Here is a 14626-nt window from a genome sequence, read left to right on the forward strand (position 1 = left end):
TTGCAAAGTGTCTTAGCGGGATTGACAGGCCATCCGCATACCGTATCCGCCGTTTATAACCGCGTGGATTCCATAATGCCATTCCTCTGGAAAGAACAGAAAACGGGATATATCCCCCTCTCGTGTTCCTGCAAACCGATTTTCAGCGATAGGCCGCCGGTATGGCCGGTCAGACTGTTATTGGAGCCGACGACACGATGACAGGGAATAATGATGAAAACCGGGTTATGCCTGCCGCGCAACCGACCGCCTGGCCGGACATGCGTGGCATCCCTGTCAGAACGGCCATTTTCGGGCGATTTCATCGTTCCCATCACTTCACCACATAGAATATTCCGGACGGCCTGACGGAATCCGGTTTTTTCCGGCGCCAGTAGCAAGGCGGAGACAGACGTTTTTTTCCTGCAGAAATAATCATCCGGCCATTTTCCGGTGACCTGCAAAACGGGAAAATCCCCGTTTTCGATCATGTTTTCCGTCACGGTACCGGCAAAATACTTCCGATTCGCAAACCACAGGCCGATCCCTCCGGAACCGGAATATTCGCCAACCGGCTCCCTCGCGGTACAATACGGGAATGTCTACGATAATTGCCATTGATACTTCATCCGATATCGCCTCCGTCGCCCTGATGTGCGGTGAAACAGTCCAATCCGCCTCAAGCGAAGGTTTCTCGAATCATTCGCTCACGGCACTGCCCATGTTGCAAAAGCTGCTCGAAAAAAACAGCCTGACTGTCGCCGGCTGCGACGCCATCGCCTTCGGATGCGGCCCTGGATCTTTCACGGGCCTGCGTACGGCATGTGGAATCGCGCAAGGTCTGTCTTTCGCGACGTCGCTGCCGGTCATCCCGGTCGTGACACTTGAGGCCATGGCGCAAACCTGCCATGAAAAGACAGGCGCAACCGATGTGCTCTCCCTGCTGGATGCCCGGATGCACGAGGTTTACTGGGCGCAGTACCGATACGAAAACGGCCGTTGGAAAACTGTCACGGAACCGTCTCTGGGTTCCGCATCCGGCGTGACACCGGAAGGAAAACCGGTATTTTGCGGAAACGGCCTGTCCGCCTATGCCGGCGAACTGGCTCCCGTCGCCGGAGAATCCCTGCGATATCCGGATATCTATCCCCATGCCGAAGCGATCGCACGGCTGGGAAAAATCCGTCTGGAGAGGGGAGAAACGGTTACGGCAAAAGAAATCCAGCCACTGTATCTGCGCAACAAGGTTGCCCTGAAAACGGCTGAACGGCTGGCCATCAAGGAAAAAACGGCATGAGCGACACGAACCGGACAGAAGATATGGACACTTCATCCTGTTATGCGGCTGACGGGGAAATCCTGACATTTTCCCCGATGCTGTTCAAGGATCTGCATGAAGTCTATTACATCGAACAAAGCGTCTTTTCCTACCACTGGACATACCCCAACTTCGAGAGTTCCGTAGCGATAGGAAATCACGGCTGCGTACTCCGCAACGAAGCGGGAAAAATGATCGGTTATTTCATTGCCATGGAAGCGGTCGATGAAATGCACCTTCTGAAAATTGCCGTGGCTGAAGAATTCCACGGAAAGGGATACGGCCGTCTGCTGATGGACAGGGTCGTCGATTTCGCCCGTGAACTGGAAATGGAATCCATGATTCTGGAAGTTCGCCCGACCAATGATCCGGCTGTCGCCCTTTACAAAAACACGGGATTCCAGACGATCGGTGTCCGCAAGGGATATTACGCCGACACCAGGGAGGATGCACTTGTCATGAGGCTGGTACTATGAGTGAACTGGATGAAAACACCCGTCGGCGCTATCTGAAAGAAATGGGAATCACCGTCTGGTCTCTCCGCGATACCGTGCCGGTGCCAGAAATGCCGGCTGCCGCTGCAGCCGTACAGTCCGAAACAGTGGTCCCCGAAGCGGAAAAACGGCACATTGTTTCATCACATCGTCCCGTCCGGCAGGATGTCTCTCCGGCGCCGGAACCGGACATACCGTCCTTTCTTTCCGATTTGCCGCCGCCCGAAGCGTTTTTCGACAATTTGCCGCCACCGTCATCTTTCCATGACGACATTCCCCTGCCGGTGCATCCGGAACCGGAATTCGTGCCGTCATCCGAAACGGCAAGCGTGCAGGCGCCGGACAGCTGGGAAAAAATACTCGGGGAAATCGGCCACTGCAAACGTTGCCACCTGTGCCGGACACGCCACAAAGTCGTGCCGGGAATCGGGGACAGAAACGCCGACTGGCTGTTCGTCGGCGAAGGCCCCGGATTTCATGAAGACCAGCAAGGCGAACCGTTCGTCGGCCGTTCCGGCAAACTGCTCGATGCCATGATGGCTGCCATGCACATGAAACGCGGAGAAAACGTCTATATCGCCAACGTCGTCAAATGCCGGGCCAGCAACGAAGCCGGGAAAGACCGCCAGCCGACGGAAGAGGAAGCCGCTACCTGCATGCCGTATCTGGAACGCCAGATCGATCTGATCAAACCGAAAATCATGGTCGCCCTCGGCAAGACGGCAGCTGTCGCACTATTGAATACCGGCCGCGATGTATCGCTCGGATCGCTCAGGAACCGGGAACACTTTTTCCGTAACGGTGGCCGCAAAATTCCGCTGGTCGTCACCTACCATCCTTCCTATCTGTTGCGTACGCCGGCGGGCAAAAAACAGGCATGGCAGGATCTGTGCCGTGCCATGGACATTTACGACGCCGAAAAGAAAAAAGAAGCCTAAAAAGAAAAAAGCGTTCATTGGCGCGGTTGCGTCACGAATCCCAGTTTTTCGATCCCCGCCTTCTGTGCGGCGGCCATCACGCGGACAACATGCTCATACGCTGCCTTTCTGTCGCCGTAAAGCCGGATTTCGGGTTGCGGATCGGTCTGCGCCGCATTTTGCAGTACCCTGGCAAGTTTTGCATCGTCTACCGGAACACCGTCCCATAAAACCGTTCCGTCCGCGTTGACGGATACCGTCACGGCCACCGGATTAACGACCGTGTTCACCTTGTCCGCTCTTGGCAAATCGACGCCGACCGACTGCGTCAGTACCGGAACCGTCAGAATGAAAATGACGAGCAGAACCAGCATGACATCCACCAGAGGCGTCACGTTGATTTCACTCACCACATCTTCCTGATCATCCAGGCCGCCACCGAATGCCATGTCAGTTTTCCTCCGGACGAACGTTCTCCGGGACGACCGGCGAACCGGTCAAAAACCAGCCGTACAGCTGACGGGCGAAACGGTTGAGTTCTCCGGCCATACGCCGGTTGATCCGGCCCAGCGCGTTATAACCGAGAACAGCCGGAATCGCGACAGCCAGACCGAGTGCCGTCATGACAAGCGACTCGCCGACCGGCCCGGCGATCCTGTCGATGGACGCCTGTCCGGAAATGCCGATGGAAACCAGCGCATGATAAATTCCCCAGACTGTGCCGAACAGGCCGATAAACGGAGCCGTCGCCCCGATAGATGCCAGAACGGACAGACCGTCCTGCATTTTCGCCATACTCTCGTCAATACACCCGCGCAGGTTTTCCGTCAGCCATTCAGCCATTCCCATCCGTTCCCGCAGTTTTTCCGGACCATCCGTGTATTGCGTCGCCGCAACCATGCCTTCTGTAGCCAACGCGTGAAACGGATTGTCCGCCGGTCGCGTTTCCAGTGTCCTGAGTCCCTCCTGAAAGGAAGGCGCCAGCCAGAAAAGCCTGACCCGCTTCGAAAGGCCGGACAGTTTGCAGGCTTTCCAGGCCCGCACGACGATGATCGTCCATGAAACGACCGACATGCCAAAAAGGACTATCGCGACAAACCGGATGACCCATCCGCCCTGGTTCCACAGGGCCAGCATACCGTAAGGATTGTTTTCCATTCACGCCACCTCGTTTTTTTCAATCGTCCAGGGAAAACCGGATCGGCTGCACATAACGGAAAGCCACCGGCCTGCCATTTTTTCTTGCGGGAACATACCGCCAGTGCCGAACCGTTTTCAGCGCCGACGCATCCAGTCGCGGAAAACCGCTCGAGTGTTTCAGCTTCACGTCACTGACGGTTCCATCCGCCTCGATCATGACCGACAAAACCACCACGCCTTCTTCTCCCATCCGGCGGGAAACAGCCGGGTAGGGCGGTTTGGGATTCCCCGAAGAACCGGCCCCGCCATACGGCCCGGAAAAATCACCCGAACCGTTCCCTGATCCGTTTCCTCTGCCGGTTCCGCCATATCCGTACCCGCTGCCGTTGCCGTCACCGCCATTCCCATGCCCATCTCCGTAAGCGGATACACCGCCAAACGGATTTCCTCCACCATCCTCACCCGATTTCCCCCCGGAAACACCGGTGGAACCCGCTGCGTCATCCGTCTTTTCCGGCGACACGACAGATGACGTTTTCCTGTCAGGCATCGCCGGCTTTGACGCCGGCATGCGATCCATATCCCCGCCGTGACTCCCGGTCGCCTTTTTCTTTCCGGTCTGACCGGACAGTCCGGTTGCCGTCTTTCCGGATACGTCCGTCACTTCCTTCGGCAACATCTTGCCCGTTCCCGCCTTTTTCCCGGCCTGCCCACCGGAACCGCCCCCGTTCCCGCCGCCACCGTCTCCGGCAAGCAGCATGCCTGTCATGGGTGCGGCCATTTCCGGAACACCGCCGTCATTTCCCCATCCGATCCATCCCGCCAGAAACAGGTGAACCGACAGTACGGCAGCGAGGCTGATCCAGCCCTCACGGGACATGAACCGTATCTGACGCGGTTTCCGAAACGGATTGTCGGCTTTTTCCATAAAAACGGGCATCCTGCCGGATAGGGGTGATGAGGGTTTTCACAGCGGCTATTTTAGCCGTGAAAGACGGCGAATCCTACCCGTTTGCGACAGACACGGATAAAACACCGTAAACAAGCAGGAAAATACCGCACAGAATACATGCGACTGCGCATGAAAAGGGAAGGGCAAGGCACTTGCCATCACACGGCACGGCGGAGTATAAAGACACTTTTTTCCGATTTTCGATAAGACCGATGGCCGCTGAACGGAATACGACTTCAGAAAAAACGAATTCCCGCCTGTTTCTGCTGATCGCGATGGGCATGATGTCCGCTTTCGGACCTTTCGTCACGGATCTTTATCTGCCCGGTCTTCCGGCGCTGGCCACCTATTTCGGCACGACCACATCATGGGTACAGCTGAGCCTGACATCAAGCATGGTGGGACTGGCTTCGGGCCAACTGCTGATCGGTCCGGCAAGCGACAAATACGGGCGAAGAGGGCCGCTGGTTCTGTCGATGATCCTGTTCATCGTTTCGACCGCCGCCTGTCTGCTCGCCTGGAACATCGAGTCCTTCGTCTTCTTCAGGGTATTCCAGGGCATCGCAGGAGCCGGAGGTGTCGTCATTTCCAAATCCGTCGCCGCCGACCTCTATCAGGGACGTGAACTGAACGACTTTTTTTCCCTGCTCATGGTGATCAACGGACTGGCACCGATCGTCGCGCCGGTCATCGGCGGATTCGTCATGAGATATACCGACTGGGAAGGCATCTTCATCATCCTGCTGGCAATCGGCATCGTCCTGTTCGGCGTCAGCATGCATTTCAGGGAATCCCTGCCGAAAGAACGGCGGATACCGGGCAGCGTATTCAATTCCTTCGGGAAATTCGTTCCGATCGTCCAAAACGGCGGTTTCATGAACTATGTCTGGATACAGATGTTTTCCATGGGCGTCTTTTTCACCTATATCGCGTCATCGCCTTTCCTGATCCAGGAACATTTCCGGCTCGACGCTTTTGCCTACAGCATCTGTTTCGCCGTCAACGCTTCCGGCATGATCGTCGGCAGCCGGATCACGCCACGGTTTTCCAGTGTGTTTTCCGCCCTGAAATCCGGCGTCTACGGACTGTGTCTTTCCTGTCTCGCCTTTGTGGCCGTACTGCTTTTCGACGGATCGTTTTATCTGATGGAAACGCTGTTGTTCGTCATGATGAATTTTCTCGGCATGATCCTGCCGACCTCGACGTCACTGGCCTTGACGCTCGAACGGGACAATGCCGGTGGCGCTTCCGCCGTCATCGGTTTCTGCATGTTCCTGTTCGGCGCCATCGTCTCGCCCATGACAGGATTCGGCCCCATGATCACATCCATCAGCGTCATGACCCTGTTGTGCTGTCTGCTGGCACTGCTGTTTCTTTTCATCGCGAAAAAACGTTCCGGCCAGTCCGCCTGACCGCTTTCCCGCCGGCAGAAGATATCCTCCGCACCTTTCGGTTCTGCCGTACAGCAAAGAAGTGCACATCCTGTACCTGTTTGCAATCGGCCCGAAACGGCAAACGGCCGGCAGACCCGAACCGCCTGCCGCCTGCAACCGAAAAAAAACGGGACCCCCGGTCCCGTTTTCTTGTGACATCATCCGCCTGTCGTCAGTGGCGCTTTTCTTCTCCGATCAGATGCAGGGAATCCTGGATTTTCTGGTTATGGGCATGCCAGTACATGACCAGCAGCATCATGGCGGAGACGAAACTCCCGAATATGATAATCACGGCATTGACGGACAGATCCAGGGAAACCAGCAGGGAATAGACACCCAGCATGGTCAGAATCGACAGGTTTTCATTGAAATTCTGGACAGCGATCGAATGGCCCGCAGACAGCAGTACATGCCCGCGATGTTGCAGAAGCGCGTTCATCGGAACGACGAAAAAACCTGCCAGCGCTCCGACGAGCACCAGAAGCGGATAGGCCAGATAAACGGTATGCACCAGTGTCATGACCATGACGACGATACCCATTGCCACCCCCAAAGGCATGACCTTGAGCGACTGTCTGAGCTTGATGAATTTGGCGGCGGAAACGGCGCCGGCCGCAATGCCGACCGCCACGATTCCCTGAAGGAAAGCGGCCTTGTCCAGCGTCAGTCCCAGTGAATGCTGTGCCCATTTCAGCACGATAAACTGGAGAGTCGCGCCCGCTCCCCAGAAAAGGGTCGTCACGGCAAGGGAAATTTGTCCAAGCTTGTCATGCCAGAGTGTCGAAAAGCTGTGATAGAAATTCCTGACGAGCAGTACCGGATTGATCGGCTGTTTGGCGTAACGCGCACCGGTGTCGGGAATCCTCAGATTGAACAGGGCAGCCAAAACATAGACACCCATGATCACGACCAGCGCGGCGGCAGCCGGCGAACCGGCAAACGTCATGTGATCGAGAAGGAAAGCGGAGACATGCTTGTTGATCAACGCCCCCCCCAGAACAGTCCCCATAACAATCGAAGTAACAGTCAACCCCTCGATCCAGCCATTGGCGATCACCAGTTTTTCGGCCGGCAGCAGCTCGGTCAGAATACCGTACTTGGCCGGAGAATACGCGGCAGCACCCAGCCCGACGATAGCATAGGCCAGGAGGGGATGGACACCGGCGAAAATCAGGCTGCAACCGCAGAATTTGACCGTGTTGGTGATGAACATGACCTTGCCTTTGGGCAGTGCATCGGCAAAAGCGCCGACAAAAGCGGCAAGCCCGACGTAGGACATCACGAAAAAAAGCCTCAACAGCGGCGTCATCCACGGTGCGGCATTCATTTGCGCCAGCAGAGCAATGGCAACGATCAGAAGTGCATTGTCGGCCAGTGAAGAAAAGAATTCCGCGGCCATGACGGAATAAAAGCCCTTGTTCATTTTCGTGTCCTGTCAGAAACGTCGAAAGAAAAAAGTTTAACCCATAGGATGCCATTCGTCAGTTTTATTTTGTCTTTTCATAAAATTTTTTCGAACTTTTCAGGTCATCATGTCCGTTGACGAACGGATTCATCCTCCGTGTTTGCCTCGTGACAGGCAAGGGGGGTAAGATGTGCGTTCATATGCGTTTCACATGGTGTGAAACGCGAAAATGTTCCCGCGACATGGCGGATTTCCAGTTTTCACTTTATCTCATGACCAGACCACTTGTTGCCAGTATCGATATCGCTGCCATGCAGCACAATCTTTCCGTCGTCCGTTCCACCGTCCCCCGGGCGAAAATCTGGGCCGTCGTCAAGGCCAACGCCTACGGACACGGGCTTGAACGGTCGGTACGGGCCTTTACGGATGCGGACGGATTCGCCTTGATCGAAATCGAATCGGCCATCCATCTGCGCGAAATCGGATGGAAAAAGCCGATCCTGCTTCTGGAAGGGTTCTTCTATCCGCATGAACTGCCGATTCTGGCTCGTTACAGCATCGCTTTTGCCGTCCATTGCGACGAACAGATCGACATGCTGGAAAAAGCGCGTCTGGAGATGCCTGTCGATGTGCATTTGAAGATGAACACCGGCATGAACCGGCTCGGCTTTCTGCCGTCCGAATACGGCAAGGCGCTGGAAAGACTGAAAAAAATCCCGTACGTCCGCGACATTTCCTATATGACCCATTTCGCGAATTCGGAAGCGGAAGACCATCCGGCCCTGTCTGTGGCTGAACAGCTCAGACGATTCGATTCGGCCACACAGGGACTCAAAGGCGACCGCAACCTGTCCAATTCCGGCGCCATCCTGCTTCATCCCGGTATCCGTACCGACTGGGTGCGTCCCGGCATCATGCTATATGGCGGGACGCCGGGTGGCAAAACGGCTGAACAATACGGACTGAAACCCGCCATGACCCTGAAAAGCGAAATCATCCAGACCCAGCATATCGGAGAAGGGGAGGCGATCGGATACGGCAGCATTTTCACGGCGAAAAATCCGATGACCATTGGCGTCGTCGCCTGCGGCTACGCCGACGGATACCCCCGCATGGCACCGGAAGGCACACCGGTCATCGTCAACGGTATCAAGACCCGCCTCGTCGGTCGCGTATCGATGGACATGATTACCGTCGATCTGACGCCGGTACCCGATGCACATGTCGGCAGCGAAGTCACCCTCTGGGGTAACGGGCTACCCATCGACGAAGTGGCCGAAGCGGCCGGGACGGTCGGTTATGAACTCATGTGCGCCCTGTCTCTGCGACCGAGGATCGTGGAATGCTGGTGACTCCATTCTGAACGGCACGAGACATGGCGAAAGCGAAAATCCAGTATACCTGTACCGAATGCGGTGGCGTCAGCAGCAAATGGGCCGGGAAATGCCCGGCTTGCGGCCAGTGGAACACGCTGGTCGAAACGGTCGTCGAACCGGCCTCGTCAAACCGCTTTTCCACCAACCGGCAGGGCATCGCCCAGACGGCGCCCGTGCTGTCACTGTCGGATATCGATGCGATCGATGTTCCGCGTTTCAATTCGGGCATCGGCGAATTCGACCGTGTGCTGGGGGGCGGACTGGTACCGGGAGGCGTCGTACTGATCGGCGGTGATCCGGGAATCGGAAAATCGACACTCCTGCTGCAGACACTTGTCAATCTGGCCCATTCCAGAAACGTCCTGTATGTCAGCGGAGAGGAATCCGGTTCGCAGGTGGCCCTTCGGGCAAAACGGCTCGGCCTGCTGGCACCGAATCTGCAACTGCAGGCGGAAATCCAGCTCGAAAAAATTCTGGGAACGCTTCTGGAGATCAAGCCTGAAGTCGCCGTTATCGACTCCATCCAGACCCTGTATTCCGATGCCCTGACTTCCGCACCGGGATCGGTCGCACAGGTCAGGGAATGTGCCGCCCAGCTGACCCGCTTTGCCAAACAGTCAGGCACCACCGTCATCATGGTAGGGCATGTCACCAAGGAAGGCGCACTGGCAGGCCCGCGCGTACTGGAACATATCGTCGATACCGTCCTGTATTTCGAAGGCGACACGCATTCCAGTTTCCGCCTGATCCGCGCTTTCAAAAACCGTTTCGGTGCCGTCAACGAACTGGGCGTTTTCGCCATGACGGAAAAGGGATTGAAAGGCGTATCCAATCCATCCGCCCTGTTTCTCTCGCAGCACGAAAGGCAGATCGCCGGCTCGTGTGTCATGGCGACCCTGGAAGGCATGCGACCGTTGCTGGTCGAAATCCAGGCGCTGGTCGATACCTCGCCGACGCCCAATGCACGCCGTCTTTCTGTCGGTCTGGAACAGAACCGGCTGGCCATGCTGCTGGCCGTCATGCACCGGCATGCCAATATCGCCGCCTACGATCAGGACGTTTTCATCAATGCGGTCGGAGGTGTCCGGATCAGCGAACCGGCAGCCGATCTGGCCGTTCTCATGGCAATCCATTCATCGCTTCGCAACAAACCACTCCCGCGTGGACTGGTCGTATTCGGTGAAATCGGACTGGCCGGAGAAATCCGCCCGGCACCCAGAGGACAGGACCGTTTGCGGGAAGCCGTCAAACTGGGCTTTTCGATTGCCCTGATTCCGAAATCCAATGCTCCCAAACAACCTCTTGAGGGGCTGACCGTCATCGGTGTGGAACGGATCGACGAAGCGTTCGACAGAATCAGGGAATTGTAGAAATCCGGTCTGTCTGCCGTTTTTTCCCCTAGCCGGATGCCTGTTCCAGCAGATGAAAACGGCCGGGAATACAGTTCCGTCCCCGTGCCGGAAACCCGTCATGAATCCGTTGACGGTTTCGGCATGACATCGCCGGACATATCAGAACGGTTTGTCCGATGCATCAGGGATTTCTGCCCACCGCCCCCGACAGGGCAGGGAACCTTTCGAACAGGGCCGTCCCGATTTCCGTCAGGCTTCGGCATACAGCTGGCGGCTGACCAGAAGATAGGCGCCCCATACCAGCACGCCGGTCACGATCCATGAAACAGGATAGACGATCAGCAGCGCACCGAAAGAAGGATAGAGCGGACAAACCAGATAAATCCACAAAAGACGCAGCAGACAGGTACCGAACACCGTCAGTACCGTCGGCAATACCGAACGGCCGAGTCCCCGCAAGGCAGCCCCCGGAATCTCGATAGCGGCAGTGATGAACTGGAGCATCAGCAAAAGTTCCATCCGCTCCCCGGCAAATGCCGCCACAGCCGGATCCGATGTGAAAAACGAGATGAAAAACGCTTTCTGCCAGACGAAGAGACATCCCATGATCCCCAGCGCCGAAGCCGACAGGCCAAGTGCAAGCCAGAAAATACGCCGGCACCGGTCCATCTGGCGTGCCCCGTAATTCTGCCCGATAAACGTGACGGCGGCATTGCCGAACGCCAGTACGACAAAATAGCTGTAGATTTCGAAATTGAGTGCCGTGGCCGATCCGGCAATGGCATAGGAACCGAACCGGTTGATGGCCGCCTGAATGAACAGGTTCGCCACGGAAAAGACCACTCCCTGCACACCGGCCGGGACACCGATACGCAGAATGCGGGAAAGCTCCGGCCAGTGAATGCGTGAATGCATCAGGTGCATGCGGTACGGATCGGCTTCACGCATGAGAATGAAGAGTACCATAGCCGCACTGGTCATAAAAGAAATCGCGGCAGCGATGGCCACTCCGGCGACACTCATATCGAAACAGATGACCAGAACCAGATTCATAACCGTGTGGACAATACTGGACACGATCAAACAATACAGGGGACGCCGGGTATCGCCGATACTGCGCAAAATGGCCGAGCCGAAATTGTAGAAAATCATGAAGGGCATACCCAGAAAAAATATGCGCAGATACAGCACCGCCATATCGAGAATGTTTTCCGGTGTATCGAGCCAAACCAGAACGGGACGCGCAATAATCATGCCTGCCACCATTAGCACTCCACCGAAAATAAGGGAAAGCACGCCGACGGTACTGATGGTATTGCGAATACCCTGCACGTTTTTCTGGCCGATATAATTGGCGATGACCACATTGGCGCCAACGGAAATCCCGATGAAAAGATTGACCATCAGCCCGATGACCGGTCCATTGGTTCCCACAGCCGCCAGCGCTTCACTGCTGGAAAATTTGCCAATAACCGCAACATCGATGGAATTGCACAATTGTTGAAGAAGACTGCTCAATGCCAGCGGCAGGGCAAAAAGCAGTATCTTGTCCAGCAGACTTCCTTCAAGCGGATTAAGATGTTTTCTGTGTCTGGCAGGTCTGGCGACCGGTTCCGTTGTTTCTGTCATGAATGGTATAACCTGGCACGCATGCGCCCATTGATTCCTCATGTATTGTCTATCCGGAAATAGTAACATCCTGTTGATGCCATTTCCATTTTTCCCGCATAACGGTGCCCGTACACATCGAATCGGCCAGTCATGCCGCCACTCATCCATTCGCCGCTTCACGACTGTCCTAGTGGGCATGGCGAAACCGGCAACTTCTGCGAAACCGGACAGGCCACCGATCGATTCATCCGGCAAGCGAAGCAGGGTGGACAAGAAAATCCCGCCAGACCATTATTTTTCATGGTGCAGGCTCCGGAATACATGCCCTGAATCGCTCTGCGAAGATCGTCCATCGCCGGAGCGAAACGGAAACGATTTCCCTGTGCTGTCGTGCATCCGTTTCACTTTCTGCAAAAGACAGAAAACAGCATTTTCGTTGTCACCGGATTGGCCCGCCATTCAAAAACGATTGACTCCCGATTCACTTGTCCACGTAAAAGCGGATAAAAACGAAAACAAACGATCCGGATTATCTGCTTTATGCGTATTTCATCAGACCGTATCCATTCTTTTTTCACATTTATGAACAAAAAACGGAAAAAAGTGGAAAAATGCTTTTACCGAAAAAGATCATCATTTTTGATGAAAAAACAGAAAACAACCGGTTCACCGGATTCAATACCGACCCGAATCCGGTAAATCTCATTGACATAACACCATTCGCCATTTTTCATGATTCTGGAAAAAGGATATGGCAGCCGTATATCGACAAAATCCGCTTGCCCGCCACTGAAAACCATATGACAGGAAATCGATCACGTTATCCACGATATATTCAGAAATCTATTTGAAACTCTGTGAAAATGCGGTTTTCACAAAATTGGTTTTGCTTTCCAATACCGTAAATATAAAGAACATTTCCTGATGGGACCGATCTCATGAAAACGGACGACCATAAAAAACACCTGTACTTCAGAGCGAACTGACCAGAAAGATGACGACCTGACAAACAGGTTTAACATTGCCTGATAATTCATTCAAATCATCAGGATATCGATAACTGATGATGAAGCAGATGAATTTTCAAGCGCATTCTTTCCTGCTGAGTCCGCTAAACCGGAATATCTGTCGGAACAGGGATATCAGCTTCTTGTCCCGGTTGACCGCAACGATATTTCCGGTTCTTTGCAATCATCCGTTCTTCGCTGTCTTTCATTTGCACTGCCGTTATTCAGGACAATCGGAACCGGATATTCATGTTCGGATTTTTGTCATTTTCCTGTAACCGGTTCAATCGGTTGATATTTGCAAAACAAACACAACAACTGTACCTTTGACGAAAACAGGCGAAAAACTTTCCTGCTTGATGGAAACCGTTCTTTGGAATCCTTTGAAAGGATTCAATACTATTTTGAAAAAAGGATATTCGTCGCGCCTTCCGGATTTTTCTGCCGACCTTTTTACATGCCGCTTTCAATAATTTTTTCCGGCAGATAAAACCCGATTCCGGAAAATGACGGGCCGGTATATTTTGCCTGAACAAAAACCGTCAGCAAAAAACGGACCGGACGAACCGATCCGGAATAACCGTTGAATCCTTTTTCACTAAAAAAACCGGTCGGCAAGGACATTTATTCCTGAAGACTGATCGTTACGGTTACCGGACCGTCTCCCCTGAAATGTCCGATACCGTTTCCTTCTATTTTGCCAAGATGGACGAGACCGTCCGAATAGCGGAAATCCCGGTAAAAAACACACATGTTTCCCCAGGGCACATAATAGGCTATGTCTCCTTCGGAAGGGGTATAACCGGACGGCAGGCCTGCAGTGGACAGTTTTTCAGGCAACATGGCGATTTTTTCGGTTTTGTTGAAGTCTTCCAGAGTCACCGTCACAGGCAACAGGGAAATGAAATCCCGGGTTGCAGCATTGTCGGAAAGTGTGGCCGTCAGTCTGTCGTTTCCTGTTCCGATTATCAGTTTCATCGTATTTTCTCCCGGTAATGTCGCCGTTTTTTGCGATATCGTCGGACCGGCCGTTTTTGCCGGTCCGACAGGTGCCACAGGAGAAGAAAACATATTGCCGGTATCGGCGGCACAGACATTCAGACTGAACACCAGCGCGGCAACCACCTGAAAACAAATCCGTTTTTTCATGAACATCTTCCTTTTTCCATTGAGACACGGAATCGCTGCCGCCAATTTACCGCGACATGTCGCTTCCAGCCATATCCGATCCTGCACAATAATTGCCTGATCCTTTCATTTTCAGGAATCATTCATGCAGGCTGGAAAAAAGAAGAACAAACGACAGGAAACAAACCGTAAACCGGTGACTATACAGACATTCCGTCCAGAAATCCGGGAAGATTCCGGTAACGTCACGCACTGACGTGATTTCTCTCCTTGTTGCCATCCAGATCGCCTTCGAATCCGTCCAGAACATTGAAAACATTTTCAAACCCGGCAACCGTCAGGATTTCCGCCGCGCCAGCCGAACGTTTCCCGCTCCGGCCCAACGGCAGAATGACGGATTTTCTGTCCAGCTGTTTTTCCACTTCGGAAAAGAACGCCGTATTCCGGCCCATGGCGGTACCGTACATCCAGTGAATCAGGAGAACACCGGGCATGCGTCCCATGAACCGTTATT

The 14626-nt window shown here is 54.3% G+C and carries 14 protein-coding genes; 6 read left to right on the top strand and 8 right to left on the bottom strand.

Features of this window, described 5'->3' with window-relative positions:
- Positions 1–53 precede the first annotated feature (53 nt).
- A complete protein-coding gene (locus NB647_RS06595; RefSeq protein WP_269282521.1) occupies positions 54–482 on the bottom strand; it encodes a methylated-DNA--[protein]-cysteine S-methyltransferase in 429 nt (142 codons plus the stop codon).
- A gap of 95 nt (positions 483–577) precedes the next feature.
- Here NB647_RS06595 and tsaB point away from each other — a divergent pair, with 95 nt between their 5' ends.
- The 3 genes from tsaB to NB647_RS06610 are packed head-to-tail and all read left to right on the top strand — an operon-like array spanning position 578 to position 2729.
- The gene (tsaB, locus tag NB647_RS06600; protein ID WP_269279119.1) at positions 578–1276 is read left to right on the top strand and encodes a tRNA (adenosine(37)-N6)-threonylcarbamoyltransferase complex dimerization subunit type 1 TsaB; all 699 of its coding nucleotides are present in this window, start codon (positions 578–580) and stop codon (positions 1274–1276) included.
- Positions 1273–1773 (top strand): ribosomal protein S18-alanine N-acetyltransferase, encoded by a 501-nt coding sequence (gene rimI, locus NB647_RS06605; protein WP_269282523.1) that lies wholly within the window; start codon positions 1273–1275, stop codon positions 1771–1773. The genes tsaB and rimI overlap by 4 nt, the downstream gene beginning before the upstream one ends.
- Complete coding sequence (locus NB647_RS06610) at positions 1770–2729, top strand: uracil-DNA glycosylase family protein (RefSeq protein ID WP_269282525.1); 960 nt, start codon at positions 1770–1772, stop codon at positions 2727–2729. The genes rimI and NB647_RS06610 overlap by 4 nt, the downstream gene beginning before the upstream one ends.
- 14 nt (positions 2730–2743) lie before the next feature.
- On the opposite strand, the gene NB647_RS06615 is transcribed toward NB647_RS06610, so the two are convergent.
- Genes NB647_RS06615 through NB647_RS06625 form a run of 3 tightly spaced genes read right to left on the bottom strand, consistent with a single transcriptional unit; the run spans position 2744 to position 4776 of the window.
- A complete protein-coding gene (locus NB647_RS06615) occupies positions 2744–3157 on the bottom strand; it encodes an ExbD/TolR family protein (protein WP_269282527.1) in 414 nt (137 codons plus the stop codon).
- Between the two features lies 1 nt (position 3158).
- Complete coding sequence (locus tag NB647_RS06620) at positions 3159–3866, bottom strand: MotA/TolQ/ExbB proton channel family protein (protein WP_269263822.1); 708 nt, start codon at positions 3864–3866, stop codon at positions 3159–3161.
- A gap of 19 nt (positions 3867–3885) precedes the next feature.
- Positions 3886–4776, bottom strand: a complete 891-nt coding sequence (locus NB647_RS06625) for an energy transducer TonB (protein WP_269282528.1) — start codon at positions 4774–4776, stop codon at positions 3886–3888.
- A gap of 236 nt (positions 4777–5012) precedes the next feature.
- Here NB647_RS06625 and NB647_RS06630 point away from each other — a divergent pair, with 236 nt between their 5' ends.
- On the top strand, positions 5013–6212 hold the full coding sequence (locus NB647_RS06630; RefSeq protein ID WP_269263824.1) for a multidrug effflux MFS transporter: 1200 nt from the start codon (positions 5013–5015) through the stop codon (positions 6210–6212).
- Positions 6213–6405: 193 nt separating this feature from the next.
- Here NB647_RS06630 and lplT read toward each other — a convergent pair whose 3' ends face one another.
- The gene (gene lplT / locus NB647_RS06635) at positions 6406–7656 is read right to left on the bottom strand and encodes a lysophospholipid transporter LplT (RefSeq protein ID WP_269263825.1); all 1251 of its coding nucleotides are present in this window, start codon (positions 7654–7656) and stop codon (positions 6406–6408) included.
- A gap of 254 nt (positions 7657–7910) precedes the next feature.
- On the opposite strand from lplT, the gene alr reads away from it, so the two are divergent.
- Together alr and radA are read left to right on the top strand one after the other, a co-directional pair.
- The gene (gene alr / locus NB647_RS06640; protein ID WP_269284751.1) at positions 7911–8990 is read left to right on the top strand and encodes an alanine racemase; all 1080 of its coding nucleotides are present in this window, start codon (positions 7911–7913) and stop codon (positions 8988–8990) included.
- A 23-nt stretch (positions 8991–9013) separates the two neighbouring features.
- Entirely contained in the window at positions 9014–10384 is a 1371-nt protein-coding gene (gene radA, locus NB647_RS06645; protein WP_269263826.1) for a DNA repair protein RadA, read from the top strand.
- Positions 10385–10615: 231 nt separating this feature from the next.
- Here radA and NB647_RS06650 read toward each other — a convergent pair whose 3' ends face one another.
- The 3 genes from NB647_RS06650 to NB647_RS06660 all read right to left on the bottom strand — a co-directional run bounded on the left by NB647_RS06650 (position 10616) and on the right by NB647_RS06660 (position 14615).
- Positions 10616–11995 carry an MATE family efflux transporter gene (locus NB647_RS06650; protein ID WP_269282530.1) on the bottom strand — a complete coding sequence of 460 codons (1380 nt, stop codon included), beginning with the start codon at positions 11993–11995 and terminating at the stop codon, positions 10616–10618.
- A 1613-nt stretch (positions 11996–13608) separates the two neighbouring features.
- A complete protein-coding gene (locus NB647_RS06655) occupies positions 13609–14133 on the bottom strand; it encodes a cyclophilin-like fold protein (RefSeq protein WP_269263828.1) in 525 nt (174 codons plus the stop codon).
- Between the two features lie 224 nt (positions 14134–14357).
- Positions 14358–14615: a rhodanese-like domain-containing protein gene (locus NB647_RS06660; RefSeq protein WP_269282532.1), complete on the bottom strand. Its 258-nt coding sequence runs from the start codon at positions 14613–14615 to the stop codon at positions 14358–14360.
- Positions 14616–14626: the final 11 nt, after the last annotated feature.

It is taken from the genome of Oxalobacter aliiformigenes (assembly GCF_027116575.1).
Lineage (GTDB): Bacteria > Pseudomonadota > Gammaproteobacteria > Burkholderiales > Burkholderiaceae_D > Oxalobacter > Oxalobacter aliiformigenes.

Coding starts and splice junctions, on each gene's coding strand:
- lplT (WP_269263825.1), bottom strand. CDS start 7,656: ATGAACAAGGGCTTTTATTCCGTCATGGCCGCGGAATTCTTTTCTTCA.
- radA (WP_269263826.1), top strand. CDS start 9,014: ATGGCGAAAGCGAAAATCCAGTATACCTGTACCGAATGCGGTGGCGTC.
- NB647_RS06655 (WP_269263828.1), bottom strand. CDS start 14,133: ATGAAAAAACGGATTTGTTTTCAGGTGGTTGCCGCGCTGGTGTTCAGT.
- alr (WP_269284751.1), top strand. CDS start 7,911: ATGACCAGACCACTTGTTGCCAGTATCGATATCGCTGCCATGCAGCAC.
- NB647_RS06620 (WP_269263822.1), bottom strand. CDS start 3,866: ATGGAAAACAATCCTTACGGTATGCTGGCCCTGTGGAACCAGGGCGGA.
- NB647_RS06650 (WP_269282530.1), bottom strand. CDS start 11,995: ATGACAGAAACAACGGAACCGGTCGCCAGACCTGCCAGACACAGAAAA.
- tsaB (WP_269279119.1), top strand. CDS start 578: ATGTCTACGATAATTGCCATTGATACTTCATCCGATATCGCCTCCGTC.
- NB647_RS06615 (WP_269282527.1), bottom strand. CDS start 3,157: ATGGCATTCGGTGGCGGCCTGGATGATCAGGAAGATGTGGTGAGTGAA.
- NB647_RS06610 (WP_269282525.1), top strand. CDS start 1,770: ATGAGTGAACTGGATGAAAACACCCGTCGGCGCTATCTGAAAGAAATG.
- NB647_RS06625 (WP_269282528.1), bottom strand. CDS start 4,776: ATGGAAAAAGCCGACAATCCGTTTCGGAAACCGCGTCAGATACGGTTC.
- NB647_RS06660 (WP_269282532.1), bottom strand. CDS start 14,615: ATGGGACGCATGCCCGGTGTTCTCCTGATTCACTGGATGTACGGTACC.
- NB647_RS06630 (WP_269263824.1), top strand. CDS start 5,013: ATGGCCGCTGAACGGAATACGACTTCAGAAAAAACGAATTCCCGCCTG.
- rimI (WP_269282523.1), top strand. CDS start 1,273: ATGAGCGACACGAACCGGACAGAAGATATGGACACTTCATCCTGTTAT.